Below are 20,649 nucleotides of genomic sequence, written 5' to 3'. Positions count from 1 at the left end.
GTCCGGAGCCAGCGTCCGTCGCGGCATCGGTGTGCCTGCAATCCGGGGTCGTACGATGAATGGAGGGTGTATGAGAGCTGGTTCTTCGAAGGGTTCGTTCAGCCTTGGTGCTCTTTCTGCCGTGGTGATGAGTGATCGAATGGAGGATTCTATGACGGAGCGACCCGCGCATCTCCCCGAGCGCGCACTGCAGCTCGGTTCGGCCAAGACGCCCGAGCAGCGCCCGCCGCAGGCGGGGCATGCCCCGGCGCCGAAGCCCGCGCACAGGGAGCCCCGCCCGCCGAGCAAGCTCCCGAACCAGGACCGCTCCCGGCCGGCGCTGAACATCCCGCAGCGCCGCCGCATGGGCGTGCAGCGGTAGATCCGCCGCCGCTCCGGCGCCGGAGCGCCGCGAACGGCGGCGGTCCGGCCGTGCGCTCCGGCGGCGTGGAGCCGGAAGGCCTAGACTTCCGCGACTCCACGCCGTCCGGCAGCGCGCTGACGGCTCCGATCGTGATTGGGCCAGGGCGAGGGCTGCGGTAAGACCTCGCCACCCGCGCGGCCCAGCAGCCTGTGGCCCTGCAGAGGTCCGATCATGATCCAAGCCGAACCGTTCGAAGCTCGCCTCGTCGCCGTCCGGCCTCTCAGCCCCTTCGTGCGAGAGCTCTCGTTCGAGCGCGCTGACGGCAGGGCGTTCCTGTTCGAGGCCGGGCAATGGGTCAACCTCGTCCTCCCGCTCCCGGGCGGTGAGGTGAAGCGCGCCTACTCGATCGCCTCTGCCCCCGACGGCTCGCCTCGCTTCGATCTGGCGGTCACCCGCGTGGAGGGCGGGGCCGGCTCGGAGTACCTGCACCGGCTGGAGCCCGGCGCGACGCTCCGCGCCGTCGGCCCGCACGGGCTCTTCACGCGCGATCCCGAGAGCCCTGCGCCCTCGCTGTTCGTCGCCACCGGCACCGGCGTCACGCCGCTCCGGAGCATGCTGCAGGCGTCGCTGCGCGCCGGGGTGGCCGCGCACCTGTGGATCCTGTTCGGCGCGCGCTTCGAGGAGGACATCATCTACCGCGACGAGCTCGAGGCGCTCGCGCGCGGCTCGGACCGGATCCGCTACGAGATCACGCTCTCGCGCGGCGGCCCGTCCTGGTCGGGCCGCCGCGGCTACGTGCAGGCGCACGTGCCCGAGCTCTACCGGGAGCTGGCCGGGGCGAGCGGGGATCCGGCCCCGCATGTCTTCATCTGCGGCCTCGATCGGATGGTCTCGCTCGTGCGCGAGCTCGCCCGCGGCGAGCTCGGCGTCCCCCGCAAGCACGTCCACGTCGAGCGCTACGACTGAGCCGCCGCCCCGGCGAGCGCGTCCACGTCGAGCGCCGCGGCGGAGCCGCCGGCCTCTCCAAGGAAGGAGCCGCCGATCTCGGGCGGACGCGAGCGTGGATCGCCCTCCGGTGACGCGGCGCGCCTTGAGCGTTACCCTGGGTACGACGTAGGATGCGCGCCCCCGCGGGCGGTACCTGCGGGGTCAGTTCTGCAGGTGATCACGTGACGACCAAGAAGACGTTCCGCACCATCGATCCAGCGACGCTCCCGAAGCATTTCGACTCGCCCGTCGCCGAGCAGCGCCTGGCCGACGCGTGGGAGGCCGACGGGACGTACCGTTATGACCCCTCGCGCCCCCGCGAGGAGACCTTCGTGGTCGACACGCCTCCGCCGACCGCCTCGGGCTCGCTGCACATCGGCCACGTCTTCAGCTACACGCACACGGACGTCATCGTCCGGCAGCGCCGGATGCTCGGCTTCAACATCTTCTACCCCATGGGCTGGGACGACAACGGCCTGCCCACCGAGCGGCGCGTGCAGAACTATTTCCACGTCCGCACGGACGTGCGCACGCCCTACGAGCGCGGCCTCTCGCTGCCGCAGGCGGCGCCGGAGGCGCTCAAGAAGGAGCAGCCGCGCATCGTGTCGCGGCCGAACTTCATCGAGCTCTGCCACAAGGTCACGCGCGAGGACGAGCAGGTCTTCAAGGCGCTCTTCCGCCGGGTGGGCCTCTCGGTCGACTGGCAGTACGAGTATGCCACCATCGATGATCACTGCCGCAGGACGGCGCAGCTGTCGTTCCTGGATCTGCACGAGAAGGGCCACCTCTACTCGGTCTTCGCGCCCACGATGTGGGACGTCGATTTCCAGACAGCGGTCGCGCAGGCGGAGGTCGAGGATCGCCCGCAGTCCGGCGCGTTCCACGACATCGCGTTCGCCGTGGAGGGCACGGGCGAGCAGCTCGTGATCGCCACGACGCGCCCGGAGCTGCTGGCGGCCTGCGTGGGCGTGACGGCGCACCCCGAGGATCCGCGGTATCAGCACCTCTTCGGCAAGACGGCGCTCACGCCGATCTTCCGCGCGCCGGTGCCCATCTTCCCGAGCACGCTCGTGGATCGCGAGAAGGGCACGGGCATCCTGATGGTCTGCACCTTCGGCGACGCGACGGACGTGATCTGGTGGCGGGAGCAGAAGCTCCCTCTCCGGCAGATGCTCGGCAAGAACGGCCGACTCCTCCCGGTGACGTTCGGGGAGGGCGACTTTCAGAGCCGCGATCCGGCCGCCGCGAACGCCGCGTATGCCCCGCTCCAGGGCAAGGGGGTGAAGCAGGCGCGCGCGGCCGTTGTCGAGCTCCTCCGCCGCGAGGAGCACGCGGCGGCGCCCGGCACAGGCCCGGCGCTGCGGGGCGAGCCGAAGCCGATCGAGCGGGCGGTGAAGTTCTTCGAGAAGGGCGATCAGCCGCTCGAGTTCGTGCCCACGCGGCAGTGGTTCGTCCGGCTCGCCGACAAGAAGGAAAAGCTCCTCGAGTTCGGCGACAAGATCGAGTGGCACCCGGATTTCATGCGCCTCAGGTACCGCAACTGGACCGAGGGGCTCCAGGGCGACTGGTGCATCAGCCGCCAGCGGTATTTCGGCGTGCAGTTCCCGGTCTGGTATCCGCTCGACGCCGAGGGCAACCCGGATCACGGTAGGCCGCTGCTCGCGACGCGCGAGGTGCTCCCGGTCGATCCGACGGTCGACGTGCCGCCCGGGTACGATGCGTCTCAGCGGGACAAGCCGGGCGGGTTCACGGCGGAGTCCGACGTGTTCGACACGTGGTTCACGAGCTCGCTCACGCCGCAGATCAGCTCGCACTGGGGCCTCGACGAGGGGCGCCACGCGCGGCTGTTCCCGGCCGATCTTCGCCCGCAGGCGCACGACATCATCCGGACGTGGGCGTTCTACACGATCGCGAAGGCGATGCTGCACGAGGCGTCGGTGCCGTGGCGTCATATCGCGATCTCGGGGTGGATCCTCGACCCCGATCGCAAGAAGATGTCGAAGAGCAAGGGCAATGTCGTGACGCCGATGCACCTGCTCGACAACTACTCGTCGGACGCGGTCCGCTACTGGTCGGCGAGCGCGCGGCTCGGCACGGACACGGCGTTTGACGAGAAGGTGCTGAAGATCGGCAAGCGCCTCGTCACGAAGATCTGGAATGCGGGCAAGTACGTGCTCAGCCAGTCTGCGGAGGTCCATCCGGTCTCCGAGGAGCTGGATCGGGCGTTCTTGCACAAGCTGTCGGCGGTGGTGGCGGACGCGACGCGCTCGTTCGAGGCGCAGGAGTTCGCGGCGGCGCTCGAGCGGACGGAGGATTTCTTCTGGCGCTGGTTCACCGACGCTTACCTCGAGCTGGCCAAGGCGCGGGCGCGCGGCGAGGGCGGCGCTGGTGATGCGGCGCGGGGCTCGGCGGTGGCTGCGCTGCGGCTCGGGCTCTCGGTGCTGCTGCGGCTGTTCGCGCCGGTGCTCCCGTACATCACCGACGAGGTCTGGGCCTGGGTGTACGCGGAGGAGACGGGGCAGCGGTCGATCCACCGGGCGAAGTGGCCGGCGGCGGGGGATTTCGCGGAGGTCGCGGCGCCGGCGGACGCGGGGCTCCTGGAGCTGGCGGCTGCGGCGATGGCGGCGGTCAACAAGCGGAAGAGCGAGCTCGGCGCGAGCGTGGGGCGCGTGGTGACGGATCTGGCGCTGGGGGCGAACGCGGCGACGCTGGCGCGGCTGAAGCCGGCGCTGGGGGACGTGCTCGCGGCGGTGCGGGCGGGGGCGCACGAGCTGGTGGAGCGGGCGGAGCTGGCGGACGGCGAGGTCCAGGTGGTGCGCTGCGAGCTGGAGGTGACGGCTGCGGCGGCGGCCGGGACGGGGGAGGCTGCGGCGGCCACGGAGTAGCCTCCGGATCGAGGCTCCTGAACGACGAGCGCGCTCAGGCGCGGATCACGACGACCTCGCGACCGGCAGGGGTCAACGCGTGCTCGCGGCGCGTGCGCTCGGCGATGGGGGGCTGTCCCGCGCGCTGGTCGAAGAGGATCAGCCATCCGCGCTGGAGCCCCAGCCCGGCGAGGTACTCATCCAGCTGGGCAAGCCCCTCGGCAAGGGGATCCGGGCGGCCGTCGCGCCAGACCTTGAGCTCGATCGCGAGCGTTTCGCCCGCATAACGGACGCAGAGATCCATCCTGCCCCGGCCGATGGCGTACTCGCGATCGATGGTGCCGCCGCCGTTCACGACGCGGTGGAGGAAGGCCATGACCACGAGGTGCGGGGCGATCTCGTGGTAGGGCGCCGCCCTGAGCAGCGGCTCACCGTGCTGGCGCCAGAAGGAGAGAAAGGCGTCGAGCAGGCGATCGGCGTCGAGGCGGCCGTCCTGAGTGAGCCAGGTCGCCGGGATGCGCGGCAGCGAGTCGCGCACCCCGCTCGCGAGCTCACGGACGATGATCTCGCGGTAGATGGGGTTGGCGATGACGAGACCGCCTTCCGCCGTTCGGCGCACGAGGCCCAGGTCGACCGCGAAGCGCCGGTCGTCTTCGGGCACATCGCCGAGGGTGGTGCCGGCGAGCATGGGCTCGATCACGGCGCGGATGCGCGGCTGGCGCAGCCGGTCCACCAGGCTGTCGAGGTGCGTGTCCTGCCGCTCGATGAGGATCTCCCTGGCGCGATCGACGTCCGCGGCCGTGATGGGCAGCGCGCGATCCTTGACCAGGACATCGACGAGCTGGCGGGCGAGCGCGTTCACGAGCCATGGCTGACCCTGGGTGAGCTCGAAGGCCCGGTCCACGGCGTCCGGACGGAAGACCTGGCCGGTTTCGGCCGTGTGCTGGGCGTAGAGCGCCGCGACCTCGTCGTGCGTGAAGTTGCGCAGGGTGAGGGACTCGACCTTGATGTTGAAGGGGCTCGACGTCCCGAGCCTGTCGCTGCCGCCGGACGTGACCTTGTAGTCGCGCACATCGCGCAGGCCGACGAGCGCGAGCGCGTGCGGGAAGTCACTCGGGCGATCGGGATAGCCGCTGCGGATCTGGCGCAGCAGGGAGACGAGCGTCGCGTCGCGCAGGGCGTCGGCCTCATCGAGGAAGACGACGAGCGGACGCGGCGCAGCCTTGGCCCAGGCGCGCAGGGCCGCTCCGATGCGCTGGCCGGGGGGGGCATCGGGGAACGGTGGCGGCCGCAGATCGGCCGGGAGCTGCGAGCCGGCGGTGCCGCGCCATTCGGCGAGCATCGCGAGCTCGGCTGCGCCAGGGTCGTCGGGGAAGGGAGCGCCGATTTCCGCCGAGACGAGGACCGCCACATAGCGCCCTTCGGCCGTGAGATCCCGGGCGAGCGTACGCAGCGAGGTCGTCTTGCCGATCTGCCGTGGCGCATGCAGGACGAAGTAAGCCTTGCGATCGACGAGGTCGCGCACCCCGGGCAGGCGCTCCTCTGGCGGGAGCATGTAGTGATCGGCCGGATTGCAGGGGCCTGCCGTGTTGAACCAGCGGTGCATCGCGGCGGTGAGCCTAAGGGCGGCGGCTCCGGGTGGCCAGCGCGGCGACGCCGGTCGCGTTCGCCCGGCGGCGTCGAACCTCGATGAGATAGGATGCGTGGCAATGTCGAACGGGCGATTCGGGAGCGGCGCGGCGGGGCTGGGCGCAATCGCCCTGGCGGCGGCGATCGGTGGCTGTAGCGGCGCGTCGCCGGCGCAGCCGCAGCCGACGCAGCTCACGCCGGCCGCCCCTCCGGAGGCCTGGCCGCCGCCGGGGGCGCTGCTGGCGAAGCCGGAGGGGCATCTGGCGAAGGTGAACTGCCTGGCGTTCTCGCCGGACGGTCGGCAGATCGTGTCCGGGGGCGAGGATGGGGTGCTGCTCGTCTGGGATGTGGCGACCGGCCAGGTCGTCCAGCGGCTGGAGGGGCACGGAGGATGGGTTCGTGGCTGTGCGTTCCTGCCGGACGGGCGCGGGGTGGTGAGCGGCGGCTGGGGCGGCGAGGTCTTCGTCTGGGACCGCAAGAGCGGCGAGCGGCGGCGGCTCGGAGCCCTGGGCCCGACCGATGCCGTCAATTCGCTCAGCGTGCGACCGGATGGAGGCGAGATCCTCGTCGGTACGCTCTCCGGAGGGGTGAGGGCCCGAGCCCGACCTCCGCGCCCGCGCGCTCCGCCCGCGCGCCCTGCTGATCGGCAACGCCGCGTACCGCGCCCCGGGCGTCAAGCGCCTCCCGGGCGCGCTCGCCGACGTGGACGCGATGCGCCGCGCCCTGCAGCGCAGCGACAGCTGGGCCCTCGACGACGACCGCATCAAGGCCTCCAAGGACCTCGACGCGGCCAACCTCGAGCCGACCGTCACCGCTTTTCTCGCCGGCGCCGCCGAGGGCGAGACGCTGCTCGTCTACTTCGCCGGCCACGGCCTCGATCAGCGCGGCGAGGGCTTCCTCCTGCCCGTCGACTACGACCCGGCCCGCCCCGCCGATCCGCGCAACGCGCTGCCCGCCGCGCGCCTCTTCCAGGCCATCGCCCGCTCGAAGGCGGGGCGCGTGCTGGTCATCCTCGACGCGGGCCGCGCCGGCGCCTTCTCGCTGCCCGAGGATCTCGGGGTAGAGCACGACCACAGCGAGCGCATCGGCGTCGTCACCGCGGCCAGCGCCGGCAGCGACGCCGCCGAGACGCCGCGCGGGGGCGTGTTCACGAAGGCGCTCGTCGGGGCCTGGACCGACCCGGCGGCCGTGGATCCCGAGCGCGAGGCGGTCACGCTCGGCCTGGCGTTCAACCGGGCGCAGGGCCGCACCTACGCGCAGCGCCCGCGCCTCTTCGGCAGGCTCGATACGCTGCCGCTCGCGTGGCCGCTGCGCGGGGCCGCCGAGGCGCCCGCGGTGATGGCGAGCGAGGAGGCCGCCGCCTCAGGCACCACGCTCGCGCGCGTGAAGGGGACGGTCCTCGGGACAAGGCCGCTCACCGCGCTCGGGCGCCGGATCGACGGGACCCTGGAGGTCGAGATCGCCTTTGGCCAAGATACGGAGTCCGTGCGCATCGGCGTGTACGCGGTCGACAAGGCGCCTCCGGCGGCGCGGCCCGAGGTGTTCGCGCCGGGGCCATGGAAGGGCGGCCAGGTCCAGCGCCTCCGTGTGCCGCTCAAGGATCACGAGCCCGGCGAGTACCGCGTCGAGGTCGAGCCTTGTCGGGCGGGAACGGCGTGCGGACACGAGCCTGCCTCGACATTCCGGATCCGACTCGGCGGTTGAGATCACGCCGCGCGCTGCCCTGCGCGGCGGGCGAGGAGCTCGATGCCCGGGCACCGGAACGCGCTGTCGTCGCGAATGTCCCCGGGCGCCCGAGCACCAGAGCGCGTTGTGGTCGCTCTGCGATCCAGGTGCCCGAGATCGGCCACATGCAGGGGTGATCGTGGCGTAGATTACATTTGCTACCGACAGGGTACCGTGATCCTGCGGGTGAGGGCCGTCGCTGGAGGCCCGTGTGAACGACATCGCAGGCGCAATGCGCGATTTGGACGTGGTCGAGGATCGGTTCGAGATCGAGCGGTTCGCCGGATCCGGCGGGATGGGGGAGGTCTATCGCGCGCGTGACCGGCGGTCGGGGGAGGCGGTCGCGCTCAAGGTGCTGCACAGCGCGAGCGCGGGCGATCTGCGCCGGTTCGCGCGGGAGGCGAAGGCGCTCGTCACGCTCCGGCTGCCAGGGGTCGTGCGGTACGTGGCGCACGGGACGACGGGCGCAGGACAGCCGTACCTGGCGATGGAGTGGCTGGAGGGCGTGACGCTGGAGCAGAGGCTCGCTCAAGGACCGCTCTCGATGGCGGAGAGCGTGACGCTGGCGGCGCAGGTGGCGACGACGCTGGGCGCGGTCCACCAGCAGGGCATCGTCCACCGCGACCTGAAGCCGAGCAACCTGATGCTGGTGGGCGGCGCGGTCGAGCGAGCGACGCTGCTCGACTTCGGCATCGCGCGCGAGCTCTGGCTCACGCAGAGCCTGACGGCGCCCGGAGCGATCCTTGGGACGCCCGGGTACATGGCCCCCGAGCAGGCGAGCGGCGAGGCGCCGGTGGACGCCCGCGCGGATGTATTCGCGCTCGGGTGCATCCTGTTCGAGTGCCTCGCGGGGCGCCGGCCGTTCCTGGGCGACAACCTGCTGTCGCTCCTCGTGAAGGTCGTGTTGGAGGAGCCGCCGCGGCTCGGGGAGCTGCGCGACGGCATCCCCGAGCTGCTCGAGCGCCTCGTGGCCCGGATGCTGTCGAAGTCGGCGGAGCACCGGCCGCGCGACGGCGCCGCCGTCGCGGCGGAGCTGGCTGTCTTCGCCGGCGAGGGGCTCGCCGCGGGAGGGAGCGCGGTCGCGGCGCCACGCGCGCCCGGCGAGGAGATCACGACGTCGGAGCGGCGGGTCATGTGCGTCATCCTGGCCGCCCATGGCAGCGAGGAGACCGGCGCGACGCTGGCGGAGGCCGATGGGGTCGCGCAGGCCCAGGCGCTGCGGGACATCGCGGCGCGCCACGGTGGGAGGCTCGATTTCCTGCAGTCGAAGTGGCTGCTCGTCGCGCTGTCGGGGGCCGAGTCTCCGACGGACCTCGCGGTGCGAGCGGCCCATTGCGCGCTCGCGCTCCGGACCGTGGTTGGCGGCGCGCCCATGTCGGTCGCGACGGGGCTGGCGGAGATCGAGGGGAGGCTGCCTGTCGGTGAGCTGGTCGATCGGGTGGCCCAGCTGATCGTGGGGCGCGACGGCCCGCCGTCCGGGGGTATCCGGCTCGACAGCGCGACGGCGAGCCTGCTCGCGAGCCGCTTCGATACGGCGCGGGGGCCCGGAGGATGCTGGCTGCGCGGCCGGAAGGAGGAGCCGGACACGGTGCCGAGGCTGCTCGGGAAGCCGACGCCGTGCGTGGGGCGCGAGCGAGAGCTCTCGCAGCTCGCGGCCGAGTGGCGCCATTGCCTGGACGAGCCCGCCGCGAGCGCGGTGGTCGTCGTGGGGGCCGCGGGCATGGGCAAGTCGCGCCTCGCCTGGGAGTTCCTGCGCGCCATCAAGGAGCAGCGCGAGGCCGCCGAGGTCTGGATCGGCAGGGCCGATCCAATGGCGGCCGGCTCGGCGTTCGGCTTGCTCGCCCAGGCGCTCCGCCGCGCCATGGGGCTGCTCGACGGCGAGGCGCTGGAGGTGCGGCGGAGCAAGGTGCTGGCGCGGGTAGAACGGCTCGACGGGCTCGGGAGCAAGGGGCCGCACGTGGCGGCGTTCCTCGGCGAGCTGGTGGGGGCGCCCTTCCCTGACGAGGGCGATGTGCAGCTGCAGGCGGCGCGCCAGAGCCCGGTGCTGATGGGCGACCGCATCCGCCAGGCGTTCGAGGACTTCGTTCGGGCCGAGTGCGAGCGGCAGCCGGTGCTGCTGGTGCTGGAGGATCTGCACTGGGGCGACCTGCCGACGGTGCGGCTGATCGACGTGGCGCTCCAGCACGCGAGGGACCTGCCGCTGCTGGTGCTGGCGCTGGCGCGCCCCGAGGTGGACGAGCTGTTTCCGGAGCTCTGGCGCCAGCGGGTCGGGCTTCGGCTGCGGCTCGCGGCGCTGCCCCGGCGCGCGAGCGAGCGGCTGGTGCGGGAGGTGCTGGGCGACGGCGTGAGCGCGGCGCAGGTGGACGAGCTGCTGGCGCGCGCCGAGGGCAACGCGTTCGTGCTGGAGGAGCAGATCCGCGCGGTGGCCGAGGGGCGGGGCGAGGGGATGCCGGAGACGGCGCTGGCGATGGTGCAGGCGCGGCTGGAAGCGCTGGGCGTGGAGGAGCGGCGGGTGCTGCGCGCGGCGAGCGTGTTCGGCGAGACGTCGTGGGAAGGTGCCATCGCGGCCTTGGTGGGCGGCGCGCCGGTGGCGCAGCCGCTCGCGGAGCTGGGGCGGCGGGAGCTGTTGGTGCGGCGGCGCGAGGCGCGGATCGCGGGCGAGGTGGAATACGAGTTCCGGCACGCGCTGGTGCGGGAGGCGGCCTACGGCATGCTGACCGAGCGCGACCGCCGCGTCGGGCACGGCCTTGCGGGCGACTGGCTGGCCCGCGCTGGCGGGGCGGACGCGACGGTGCTGGCGGAGCACTTCGAGCTCGGCGGCGCGCCGGCGCGGGCGGCGGAGGCGTACCTGCGCGCGGCGGAGGAGACGCTCCGGGGCGGCGATCTCGACGCGGCGATCGCGCGGGCCGACCGGGGTCTCGGCTGCGGCGCGGCCGGGGACGCCGCCGGCAGGCTCCGCTGGGTCCAGGCGGAGGCTCATGTGTGGCGCGGCGATCTCGCGCTCTCCGCGGAGCGGGGGAGCGAGGCGCTGGGCCTGGTGGAGCGCGGCTCGGCCGCGTGGTTCTTGGCCATCATCCCCCTGGTATGGGCCACGTCCAAGCTGGGGCGGCTGGACGAGGTTGAACGCTGGACGACCGAGGCGGTGGGCGTGGCCGCCTCCGGCGACGCGCAGGACGCAAAGCTCCGCTGCCTGTCCGCGGGCGCGAGCGCGCTGTCGCTGGGGGGGCGGTACGCCGAAGGCGCCGCGCTGCTCGATGTGGTCCAGCGCGCCCTCGCGAGCGCGGAGACGACGGATATCGAGGTGGTCGCGCACCTCCACGACGCGCGCGCGGCCCATGAGATGTGCAGAGGCGACCTGGGCTCCTGTGCCGCCAGCCAGGAAGCCGCGTTGCTCGCCTTCGAGCAGGCTGGCGATCATCGCAACGCGCTCAGCGCCCGGGCGAGCCTGGGCTCCGTGTGCACGGAGCTCGGCGACTTCGAGATGGCCCAGTCGATGCTGCGGGCAGCCATGGAGGCGGCCGACCGGATGCACCTGGACGAGCTGAAGGTCGCTGTGCAGGCCAACCTCGCGCACGCGCTCGGGTACCGTGGCCAGCTCGCCGAGGGGCGGGCGCTCGCCGAGGAGGCGGTCGCGTCGAGCCAGGGGGCGGGCATGGTGCGCACGGAGCTCTTCGCTCGCTGCTACCTGGCGAAGATCGCCCTCGCCATGGGCGATTTCGAGGCCGCCGAGCGCGAGGCGCGCGCGGCCATCGCGCTCTTCGAGAGCGCGCCGACGCTCTGCGTGCAGGCCTTCTCCCTCCTCGCGCGCGCGCTGCTCGGGCTCGGGCGCACCGACGAGGCGATCCGGGCTGCCGCCGAGGCGAGCGCGCGGCTCTCGGAGTTCGGCACGCTGGAAGAGGGCGAGTCGCTCGTCCGCCTGGCGTATGTCGAGGCGCTCGCCGCGAGCGGGAGGCGCGCCGAGGCCGAGGTCGCGATCGCGGCGGCCAGGACGACGCTGCTCGCGCGCGCCGAGCAGCTCAGCGATCCGGCCTGGCGCGAGCGCTTCCTCCGCGACGTGCCGGACAACGCCCGCACGCTCGAGCTCGCGCGGCAGTGGCTCGGCGGCTGAGCCCGTGGTGCACGAAGCGGCACGCCGCTGTCGGCGCCACGGGCCCCTCTCTTGCCGGCGCTTACTTCGTGGCGAGCTTCGTCAGGTCGAGCATTTCGTCGACGTCCGGCATCACGATCAGGTCGCACCGCCGGTTCTTCTGCTTGCCGGCCGGTGTGTTGTTGTTCGCTATCGGGTCCGTGTCCGCGAACCCTGCCGCGCTCCAGTGCCTCGTCGGCAGCTGGCCCTCCTTGCCGATCAGGAACAGCAGCACGGCCCGGGCGCGCATCAGCGACAGCCCCCAGTTGTCCTGGAACGGGCCGCTCTTGTACGGCTGGCTGTCGGTGTGCCCGGCGACCTGGTAGTCGCGGTCCACGAGCGACTTGTCGCCCCGGATGACGTCCGAGATCTTCTTCAGGATCTGCTGGCCCTCCTTGCTCAGCGTTTCCTTGCCCGAGTCGAACAGGACGTCTCCGGGCAGCGAGATGACCATCCGGTTCCTGCGGACCTGGACCTCCAGGCCGAGCTTGACGAGCTCCTCGAGCTTCTTCCGGAGCAGGTCGAACCGCGCCTGGATCGCCTCGAGCTGCTTCGCGCGCGCCTTGTACTCGGCCAGCGCCTTCTCGCGGTCCTCCAGCGTCGAGCTCATCTTCGAGATGTCGGCGCCCTGGTCCGCGAGCTTCTTCTCGAGCTCCTCGACGCGCTGCTTCGCGTCGGCGAGCTCCTTCTCGAGCTCGGCCTCCCTCTTCTGGCTCCGGTTCTGGAGCTGGTTGTACTTGTCGAGCTGCGACTTCCACTCCTGCTCGGAGTGGCCGCAGCCCGCGGCGAGCAGCGACGACAGCGCGAGGGGTAGTGCAATGAGTGTCCGGTTCATGAGCGCTTTCTCCATGGCTCCGTCGGCGGGAGCGGGATGCTGCGGGCGAGAGCGTCGCTCAGCTCGGGCGAGAGATCCAGAGGGGAGGACGGCGAGATCCGCCCGTCCGCGCGGCCGTGCGCTGCAGGTGAGGCGGGATCGGGGCTCCGGCGGCGCAGGTGAGAGCGGCGGCGGCGCGGCCGGCGACGGCGCTGGCGCGAGCGGGGACGCCGGCGGCGGCGCAGCCGCGGGCGTTGCTGGCGCGTCTTGGGGCTTCGTCAGCGCGTTGCCCACCCCCGACCGAGGTTGAGGCGGCCCCGACCGAGGTTGAGGCGGCCCCGACCGAGGTTGAGGCGGCCCCGACCGAGGTTGAGGCGGACCCGACCGAGGTTGGGCGGACCCGCCAGCCGTCGCTGCCAGCCGACCGGGGTTGAGGTGGCCGGTGGCCCCTGCTCCGGTGCGTCCCGGGTGTGCATCCGTGACCGGGTTCCAGGGCCTGGGGCCGAGCGGTGCCTTGACCACACAGGCCGGGCGTGAGACATCGGCCCCCGGCCTCCGGGTCACCGAGAGCTCGGATCTTCAACCTCTTCCTGCGCGCGGGGCGAAAACGCGCGAACGAAACCAAGCAGATGCCCATCTCGTCGCGGTCTCCGGGTACGTCGTGCCGCCCTGGCACCCCTCGCCGTCGCCTCCGGTCGGGCCTCGCGCTCGCGCTCGTGCTGGGCGCGTCTTCCGCGTCCGCCCAGCCGGCACGCCGGCCGGCCCAGCCCGCCGCGCCGGCCCAGCCCGGCGCAGCGCAGCCCGGCGCAGCGCAGCCCGCCGCACCGGCCCAGCCCGCCGCGCCGGCCCAGCCCGGCGCCGCGCCGGCCGCCGCGCCGGCCCAGCCCGGCGCGACGCCTGCGCAGCCCGGCGCGGCGCCGGCCGGCGCCGAGACGCCCGAACCCCCGGCGGCGCGCCAGCCGCTCCTGCCGCCGGCCGACACGGCCGCTCCCTCCGCGCCGCAGCCGGCCACGCCGGCGGCCTCGGAGGCGCCCGCAGCCGCTGCGGCGGCCGAGCAGCCCGAGCGACAGGCGATCCAGGCGGAGATCGGCGCCCGGCCCAGCGAGGTCTACGCCGAGGACTGGTGGTCCCACGCGCGACCGACGTTCGAGTTCCACGGCTACTACCGGCTCCGTTGGGAGCTCTTCAACAGCTTCGCCCTCGGCCGCATCGACCCCCGCAATCAGGCGCTCTGGCCGCAGCCGGCCGACGACTCCTACAAGGGGAACGCGGTCTCGCTCTGCAACCCGAGCGAGACCACGAGCGGCGGCACCCGCTCGTTCGACTCGTGCACGAACGACACCCAGGCCGGCGCGAACATGCGGTTCCGTCTCAATCCCGAGCTGCACATCAGCGACAACCTGCGCATCCTCACTCAGGTCGATCTCCTCGACAACGTGGTGCTCGGCTCGACCCCGGACGGCTACGCGAACCAGCCGGCGGCGGGCGGCGGCTACCAGGTCGCCCGCCGGGGCGGCTACTCGCCGCTCGGGGCCTTCTCCAGCACCCAGTGGGCGCCCAGCGCCGGCATCAACTCGACGAAGGACTCGATCTCCGTCAAGCGGATCTGGGGAGAGTACATGACCCCCGTCGGTCTCCTCCGCTTCGGCCGCATGCCGAACCACTGGGGCCTCGGTATGGTGGCGAACAGCGGTGACGGGTACGACTCAGACTACCAGTCGACCGTCGACCGGCTGATGTTCGTCACCGGCATCAAGAAATACGACATCTACTTCGCCGGTGCGTGGGACTGGGCCAACGAGGGCGCGACGAGCGCATCGATCCAGGACCTCGAGGGCCAGCCGTACGACCTCGCCCAGTCCGATGACGTCGATCAGTACGTGTTCGTCGCCGTCCGCCGCAAGAATCCCGAGCTCCAGAAGCTCGAGCTCGCCCGCGGCAACATGGTCATGAACGGCGGCGTCTACTTCGCTTACCGGCAGCAGACGCTGGCGAACGACATCACCGCCGGCGACACCACGGCCGACTTGTCGGCGTCGCTCGGCCAGAGCGCCGACAACGTCGCTGCGGGGTACGTGCATCGGGGTGCGGAGATGATCATCCCCGACGTGTGGTTCCAGCTCCTTTACAAGAAGTTCCGCTTCGAGCTCGAGGCGGCGATGATCTACGGATCCCTCGATCTGCGCGGGCAGGACGAGAGCGATTATGCGAACGTCATCTCGCCGAAGGACACCGGCTGGGGCGTCCGGCAGTTCGGGCTCGCCACGCAGGCCGAGCTCACCGAGATGGAGGGCCGGCTGCGCGTCCACTTCGGCTTCGGGTACGCGACCGGCGACGACGACGCGCCCGCCCTCGAGCCGCGGGGGACGCAGCTCGGGGCCATGGATCCCCAGAGCTCGACCGATCGCACGTACTCGACATTCCGCTTCCACCCCGATTACCGGGTCGACCAGATCCTCTTCAGGAACATCCTCTCTCGGGTCCAGGGCGCGTATTATTTCCGCCCTGGCGTCGACTGGGACTTCGCCCGCGACAAGAACGGCCAGCGCGCCGGCGTCGGCGCCGCGGCCATCTGGAGCCGCGCCTCCGAGTTCCTCCAGGCTCCCGGCAACTCCCGGGATCTCGGCATCGAGCTGAACGCGCAGCTGTACTTCCAGTCGAAGGACGGGACGCTCAACGACGACCCCGACAAGATGGGCGGCTTCTACACGGCGGTGCAGTACGGCGTGCTGTTTCCTCTCGGCGGGCTCGGCCAGCTCAGGGGTGAAGACGCGGTCCAGAAGATCGATCTCGAGACCGCACAGACGGTGCGCTGGTATCTCGGTATCCTCTTCTGAGCCGAACCCGCCCGGCGCTCAGCCAGCCTCGCGCGTCGCCGCGTGTCTGGAAATGAGCGCTCGGGGCGGCGAAGCGGCGCGGAACCGTGCCAAACGGTGCGAAACGGCGACGTCGTCGCTCTCGTCATGAGTCCTGCATGAGCCATCCGGGGCCAAACAGCCCTTGATCTCGCGACCGTCCTGGCCAAGGATAGGATTGTCTGGACGCCAGGCGCGTCGCGATACTTCCCTGGTTCACCGAGGAGAACGGGTGGCGCGAGCCGCCGTTCTCCGGAGGGACGTGATGGTTCGTCGTCTCTTCATTGCGATGTTCTTGGCGGCGTCGATGGTGCTCGGGTCGACCGCCCTGTCCGTCGCCCAGGACGCAGACACGTCCGCTTTCCGCGACATCGCGGTCGGCAAGGACTATCGGCTCCGTGTCGCGGCGGCGCTGTCGCTCAGCAGGTCGAAGAGCCCCGGCGCGCGGCCCGCCCTCGAGAAGGCGCTCAGGGATCCGCACCCGGCGGTGCGCGCGTCGGCCGCGGCGGCGCTCGGCGCGCTGGGCAACCCCGCGGCGGTCCCGGCGCTCAAGGCGGCGCTCAACCTCGAGCCTGCCCCCAACCTGAAACGCCCGATCGAGGCCGCCATCGAGAAGCTGTCGCGCTCGTCGTCCAGGGCGCGCTTCCTGGTCAGCCTGGGCAAGTTCGAGAACCGCTCCGGCGTGAAGGACGCGAAGCTCGGATCGCAGCTCAAGCAGCAGACGCGCAACCGCGTGGCGCAGTTCACCGACATCGAGATCGTGGCCGACGGCACGGACTTGGCTGCGGAAGGCAAGAGCCGCAAGCTGCCGGCCTTCACGCTGGACGGCTCGGTCACGCACCTGAGCAAGCGCCATGGGGCGGACGGGGTCGGCTTCGCCGCCAAGGTCGAGTACGTGATCCGCGAGATGCCGAGCCAGACGCTGAAGGGCTCGATGACCGGCTCGGCCCAGGCGCTCGCCGAGGCGAAGCGCGTCCAGGGCCTGAGGGAGCTCGCCCAGCTGCAGAGCGACGCCGTCGCGGGCGCGATCGAGAGCGCGCTCCAGAGGGCGCCGCTCGCCCTCGAGGCCGCCTCCGGCAGCAGCGTCGTCGCCTCCGGCCGCTGACCCGGCGGTCCCGCCTCGCCGGCGTGGGCCGGCGCGCCCAGCGGGCCCGGCGCGGGCCGGCTCGCACGCCGGCCCGGCGCAAACCGGCCCGGCACGCGCGTCTTCGGCGGCGGGCGTCGCGGGCGCGCGTCGAGCAGGCGGAAGCCGCTCTCCGGTCGTGCTAGACCGCGCGTCCTCCTATGTCCATCGCAACGCCTGCCAGCTCTGACCTGCTCCGCCGCACATTCCTCGAGTTCTTCGCCCAGCGCGGGCACGAGATCGTCCCGAGCGCGCCGCTCGTGCCCCAGAACGATCCGACGCTGATGTTCGTGAACGCGGGCATGGTGCAGTTCAAGGACGTCTTCACGGGCAAGGACAGGCGCCCGTACCAGCGCGCCGCCTCGAGCCAGAAGTGCATCCGGATCAGCGGCAAGCACAACGATCTCGAGAACGTCGGCGTCACCGCGCGCCACCAGACGTTCTTCGAGATGCTCGGCAACTTCAGCTTTGGCGACTACTTCAAGGAAGACGCGATCGCCTTCGCCTGGGAGCTCCTGACGAAGGTCTACGATATCTCGCCGTCGCGGCTCGTGGTCACCATCTACAACGGCGAGGGGGGCTTCCCGGCCGACGACGAGGCCGCGGCGATCTGGCGCAAGGTCACGGGCTTCGGCGACGACCGGATCCTCCGGCTCGGCCTGGCCGACAATTTCTGGACGATGGGTGACGTCGGCCCGTGCGGCCCCTGCTCGGAGATCCACTTCTTCCACGGGAAGGAGCCCGACGTCGCGCGCTTCGGCGAGGAGCCGCGCATCGACGGCACGGGCTGGACCGAGATCTGGAACAACGTGTTCATGCAGTACGAGCGCGCCGAGAAGGACGGGCCGCTCGTGCCGCTGCCGGCGCCGAGCATCGACACCGGCATGGGCCTGGAGCGGCTCGCGAGCGTGCTCCAGGGCGTGACGTCGAACTACGACACGGACCTGCTCCGCGGGCTCGTCGACAAGGCCGCCGAGCTCAGCGGCAAGCCGTACACGGGGGGCAGCGCCGACGACGACGTGTCGATGCGGGTCATCGCGGATCACGCGCGCACGGCCGCGTTCCTGATCGCCGAGGGGGTGATGCCCGAGAAGCAGCGGCGCGAGTACGTGCTCCGCCGGGTGATGCGCCGCGCGATCCGCCACGGGCACCGGCTCGGGATCGATCGGCCGTTCCTTCACGAGGTCGCGCTCGAGGTGGTCCGCCGGATGGGCGAGACGTACGCCGAGCTCCGCGACCGGCGAGAGCTCATCGCCCGCGTCACCGAGGACGAGGAGGTCCGCTTCCGCTCCACGCTGAAGCGCGGGATGAAGATCCTCGACGAGCGCTTCGACGAGATGCGCTCGTCCGGCGAGCGGACGCTCCCGGCCGCCGCCGCGGCCGATCTCTACACCACCTACGGCTTCCCGCTCGATCTGACCCAGGTCATCTGCGCGGAGTCGAACTTCGGCGTCGACGTCCAGGGGGCCGACGCGATCATCAAGGGCGCTGGCGAGGCGGACGGCCCGATCGATCCGACCGCCGCGGTGGACCCAGCGCACCGCGAGGCCCGCGCCAAGCTCGCGCAGCCGGTGGTGTTCACGGGTTACGAGCACGAGGAGGGCGACAGCGAGATCGTCGCGATCGTCCGGGTCGACGTCCAGGGCGAAGGCGACCGGGCGCGCAAGGTCCGTGCGCTGGTCGAGCGCGCGGAGGCGGGGGCGACGGTCGAGATCGTCGTGCGCGAGACGCCGTTCTACGCCGAGTCGGGCGGTCAGGTCGGCGACGTCGGCGAGGTGACGGCGGACGGGGCGCGCGTCGAGGTGAAGGACACGCAGAAGCCGCTCGCCGGGCTGGTCGTGCACGAGGGCGTGGTCAGCGAGGGGGCGCTCGCCGTGGGGCAGCGCGTCCACCTGAGGGTGGACCACGCGGCGCGGTCGGCGACGCGGCGCAACCACTCGGCCACCCACGTCCTGCACTGGGCGCTGCGCAAGGTGCTCGGCGAGCACGCGCAGCAGAAGGGCTCGCGGGTCGGCCCGGACGTCCTCCGCTTCGACTTCACGCACAACCGGCCCCTCACCCGCGAGGAGATCTCGCGGATCGAGGATCTGGTGAACGAGAAGATCCTGACGAACGCGAAGGTGACGACCGAGATCCTGCCGATGGACGAGGCGCGGCGGCGAGGCGCGATGGCGATCTTCGAGGAGAAGTACGGCGACACGGTGCGGATGCTCACGATGACGCCCGAGGTGGTGGAGCTCTGCGGCGGCACGCACGCGTGCGCGCTGGGGGACATCGGGCTGTTCAAGATCACGAGCGAGGGCGGCGTGGCCGCGGGCGTGCGGCGGATCCTCGCGTCGACGGGGCTGAACGCGCTCGCGTACGCGCGGGGCGTCGAGGCCGAGCTCGCCCGGGCGCGCCAGGTAGCGAAGGCGCAGGGCGGCGATCTCGCCGAGAAGATCGGGAAGATCGTGGCGCACGAGCGGGAGCTCGAGAAGAAGGTCGCCGAGCTCGAGCGGCGGATCCTGGAGGGAGCGGGCCCCGCGCAGGGCGGCGGCGGCGGCGGCATCGACGCGATGCTGGACGGCGCCCGGGACATCGGCGGGATCAAGGTGCTCGCGCGCCGGGTGCCGGACGGCACCAACCCGGGCGCGCTGCGCGATCTCGCGGAGAAGCTGCGCGACAAGCTCGGCGATCGCTCGGCGGTGCTGCTCGGCGCGGCCGTGGGCGACAAGGCGCAGCTCGCCGTGATGCTCTCGAAGTCGGCCACCGAGCGGCTCAAGGCCGGCGAGCTCATCAAGCCGATCGCCCGCATCGTGGGCGGCTCCGGCGGCGGCCGCCCGGACATGGCGCAGGCCGGCGGGACCGACGTGGCGCAGCTCGACGCGGCGATCGCGGCGCTCTACACCGAGGTCGAGCGGGCGCTCGCGTCGTAGCGCGCGTTGCCTGCGCCCTGCCGGGACAGTCGTTCAGGCGTCACGCCACTTGGTGCGGGCGAGCGGGAGCAGCTTCGGGGCCTTCCCCCCCCGCGCGGGGCGCGCCGGCAGCCGCGCTGGCTCGCCCGGCGCGGCCGCCCGGGGCCGCGCGCCGCGGGCGTGAGCGCCGATGGTCGCGCGCACGATCGGCGGCAGGAACACGGACTCCAGATCGACGCGCGCGAGCGCGGCCGCGACCGTGGCGATGCGATCCGGCAGCGACGCGTTGGCGTCGACCAGGATGATCCGCCGGCCGAGCACCGTGCAGAGCCCGCCCCGCGGATTGCGCGCGTCCGACAGGTGCGGATCGAACGCTTCCATCCTGACGGCGATGCCGACCTTGTCCGCCGCCAGGGTGAGCTCGTCGAGCAACCGCGAAAGCTCCACCCACATAGCGTAACCCTCCTGTCCGGCAGATGGCAAAGCGCAAAAGCGCTGTTGCCCGCGCCGCGCCGCGCCACCGCTGGCCGGGCGAGCCGCGGCCGTGTGACGACCGCGCGACGATCGGGGTGCGCCGTCCGGGAGCGCCCGTCCACGCCCGGTTACACGCGGTTAGGCGTGGTTGCGCACGGTTACGCTTGATTGCGCATGATTACGCGCAGTTGCGCATGATTACGCGCGGTCACGCGCGGTTACGCATGATTGCGCGCGGTCATGTACGGTGATGCCCGGTCCGTCCGGCGCGCTCCGGCCAATCGCTTCCTCCATCATCGCATGGCGCTCCTCGGCCGCGCGGTGGTGGTGCGGTCGTGCGGCGATGCGGTGAGTCGAGGGAGAGCCTTCGACTCCTGGACTCCCGGACCTATCGACACACTCAACACCTCAACGGATCAACGCATCAACTCCTCTTCTCCCGTGGTCTTCTCCCGTGCTCCGGACTGGCCGACATCCGCTCACGAGCCACATCGATGCTCGTCCAGGGGCCCGCGCGCGCCGTTGACTGCGCGCCGAGCGTTCATCCAGGCTGCCGTTGCCGGCCGCCGCGCGCTCGCCTCGGCGCGGCGCCCGGTCGATCCGGGCCTCGCGCCGCCCGGCCCCCGGTTCCGTGCCCTAGAGGTCGGTCAGCGGCTTCTCTTGAGCCGGATCGCGCGTCCCGTTGACCGCCGTTTCCGAGCGTGCTACGAGCAGGCCGTTCCGCGCGTCGTGGTCGAGTGGGAGCGAATGTGCGTTTCCCGGCTGCGGTGGGGTATCCCGCGCGCTTCGTCAGCCACTTTGGACGGGGCGGCCGC

The 20,649-nt window shown here is 72.1% G+C and carries 11 protein-coding genes and 1 pseudogene; 9 read left to right on the top strand and 3 right to left on the bottom strand.

What is annotated here, in order from left to right; all coding sequences use genetic code 11:
- Window positions 1–151: 151 nt before the first annotated feature.
- The 3 genes from WMF12_RS27000 to valS all read left to right on the top strand — a co-directional run bounded on the left by WMF12_RS27000 (window position 152) and on the right by valS (window position 4,215).
- Window positions 152–361 (top strand): hypothetical protein, encoded by a 210-nt coding sequence (locus WMF12_RS27000; RefSeq protein WP_437850096.1) that lies wholly within the window; start codon window positions 152–154, stop codon window positions 359–361.
- 213 nt (window positions 362–574) lie between these two features.
- Entirely contained in the window at window positions 575–1,309 is a 735-nt protein-coding gene (locus tag WMF12_RS26995) for a ferredoxin--NADP reductase (RefSeq protein ID WP_437850095.1), read from the top strand.
- A gap of 203 nt (window positions 1,310–1,512) precedes the next feature.
- Complete coding sequence (gene valS / locus WMF12_RS26990; protein WP_437850094.1) at window positions 1,513–4,215, top strand: valine--tRNA ligase; 2,703 nt, start codon at window positions 1,513–1,515, stop codon at window positions 4,213–4,215.
- A gap of 34 nt (window positions 4,216–4,249) precedes the next feature.
- Here the strand turns inward: valS and WMF12_RS26985 are convergent, their stop codons facing one another.
- Window positions 4,250–5,800, bottom strand: coding sequence for an ATP-binding protein (locus WMF12_RS26985; protein WP_437850093.1), 1,551 nt, complete (start codon window positions 5,798–5,800; stop codon window positions 4,250–4,252).
- A gap of 103 nt (window positions 5,801–5,903) precedes the next feature.
- Between WMF12_RS26985 and WMF12_RS26980 the strand changes: the two are divergent.
- The 3 genes and pseudogenes from WMF12_RS26980 to WMF12_RS26970 all read left to right on the top strand — a co-directional run.
- Window positions 5,904–6,284, top strand: a pseudogene (locus WMF12_RS26980) (WD40 repeat domain-containing protein); the annotation flags it as partial.
- Window positions 6,285–6,459: 175 nt separating this feature from the next.
- Entirely contained in the window at window positions 6,460–7,527 is a 1,068-nt protein-coding gene (locus WMF12_RS26975; protein ID WP_437873901.1) for a caspase family protein, read from the top strand.
- A gap of 253 nt (window positions 7,528–7,780) precedes the next feature.
- Window positions 7,781–11,656, top strand: coding sequence for a protein kinase domain-containing protein (locus tag WMF12_RS26970; protein ID WP_437850092.1), 3,876 nt, complete (start codon window positions 7,781–7,783; stop codon window positions 11,654–11,656).
- Window positions 11,657–11,717: 61 nt separating this feature from the next.
- Here WMF12_RS26970 and WMF12_RS26965 read toward each other — a convergent pair whose 3' ends face one another.
- Window positions 11,718–12,509: an OmpA family protein gene (locus WMF12_RS26965; protein ID WP_437739554.1), complete on the bottom strand. Its 792-nt coding sequence runs from the start codon at window positions 12,507–12,509 to the stop codon at window positions 11,718–11,720.
- Window positions 12,510–13,117: 608 nt separating this feature from the next.
- Between WMF12_RS26965 and WMF12_RS26960 the strand changes: the two genes are divergently transcribed.
- The 3 genes from WMF12_RS26960 (at window position 13,118) to alaS (ending at window position 19,381) form a co-directional block, all read left to right on the top strand.
- The gene (locus tag WMF12_RS26960; RefSeq protein WP_437850091.1) at window positions 13,118–15,325 is read left to right on the top strand and encodes a TIGR04551 family protein; all 2,208 of its coding nucleotides are present in this window, start codon (window positions 13,118–13,120) and stop codon (window positions 15,323–15,325) included.
- Between the two features lie 283 nt (window positions 15,326–15,608).
- Window positions 15,609–16,448: a HEAT repeat domain-containing protein gene (locus tag WMF12_RS26955; RefSeq protein ID WP_437850090.1), complete on the top strand. Its 840-nt coding sequence runs from the start codon at window positions 15,609–15,611 to the stop codon at window positions 16,446–16,448.
- A 179-nt stretch (window positions 16,449–16,627) separates the two neighbouring features.
- Window positions 16,628–19,381 (top strand): alanine--tRNA ligase, encoded by a 2,754-nt coding sequence (alaS, locus tag WMF12_RS26950; protein ID WP_437850089.1) that lies wholly within the window; start codon window positions 16,628–16,630, stop codon window positions 19,379–19,381.
- Window positions 19,382–19,414: 33 nt separating this feature from the next.
- On the opposite strand, the gene WMF12_RS26945 is transcribed toward alaS, so the two are convergent.
- Entirely contained in the window at window positions 19,415–19,813 is a 399-nt protein-coding gene (locus WMF12_RS26945; protein ID WP_437739549.1) for a hypothetical protein, read from the bottom strand.
- Window positions 19,814–20,649: the final 836 nt, after the last annotated feature.

This window comes from Sorangium sp. So ce363, from assembly GCF_051520435.1.
GTDB classification, from domain to species: domain Bacteria; phylum Myxococcota_A; class Polyangia; order Polyangiales; family Polyangiaceae; genus Sorangium; species Sorangium cellulosum_B.
The sequence above is the reverse complement of the archived record's forward strand: the minus strand, read 5'-3'. Positions and strand labels throughout refer to the sequence as shown.

Bases quoted from the DNA above. Each gene is read 5' to 3' on its own strand.
- WMF12_RS27000 (WP_437850096.1), top strand. From the start codon at position 152: ATGACGGAGCGACCCGCGCATCTCCCCGAGCGCGCACTGCAGCTCGGT.
- WMF12_RS26995 (WP_437850095.1), top strand. From the start codon at position 575: ATGATCCAAGCCGAACCGTTCGAAGCTCGCCTCGTCGCCGTCCGGCCT.
- WMF12_RS26985 (WP_437850093.1), bottom strand. From the start codon at position 5,800: ATGCACCGCTGGTTCAACACGGCAGGCCCCTGCAATCCGGCCGATCAC.
- WMF12_RS26970 (WP_437850092.1), top strand. From the start codon at position 7,781: ATGCGCGATTTGGACGTGGTCGAGGATCGGTTCGAGATCGAGCGGTTC.
- WMF12_RS26965 (WP_437739554.1), bottom strand. From the start codon at position 12,509: ATGAACCGGACACTCATTGCACTACCCCTCGCGCTGTCGTCGCTGCTC.
- WMF12_RS26960 (WP_437850091.1), top strand. From the start codon at position 13,118: ATGCCCATCTCGTCGCGGTCTCCGGGTACGTCGTGCCGCCCTGGCACC.
- WMF12_RS26955 (WP_437850090.1), top strand. From the start codon at position 15,609: ATGGTTCGTCGTCTCTTCATTGCGATGTTCTTGGCGGCGTCGATGGTG.
- alaS (WP_437850089.1), top strand. From the start codon at position 16,628: ATGTCCATCGCAACGCCTGCCAGCTCTGACCTGCTCCGCCGCACATTC.
- WMF12_RS26945 (WP_437739549.1), bottom strand. From the start codon at position 19,813: ATGTGGGTGGAGCTTTCGCGGTTGCTCGACGAGCTCACCCTGGCGGCG.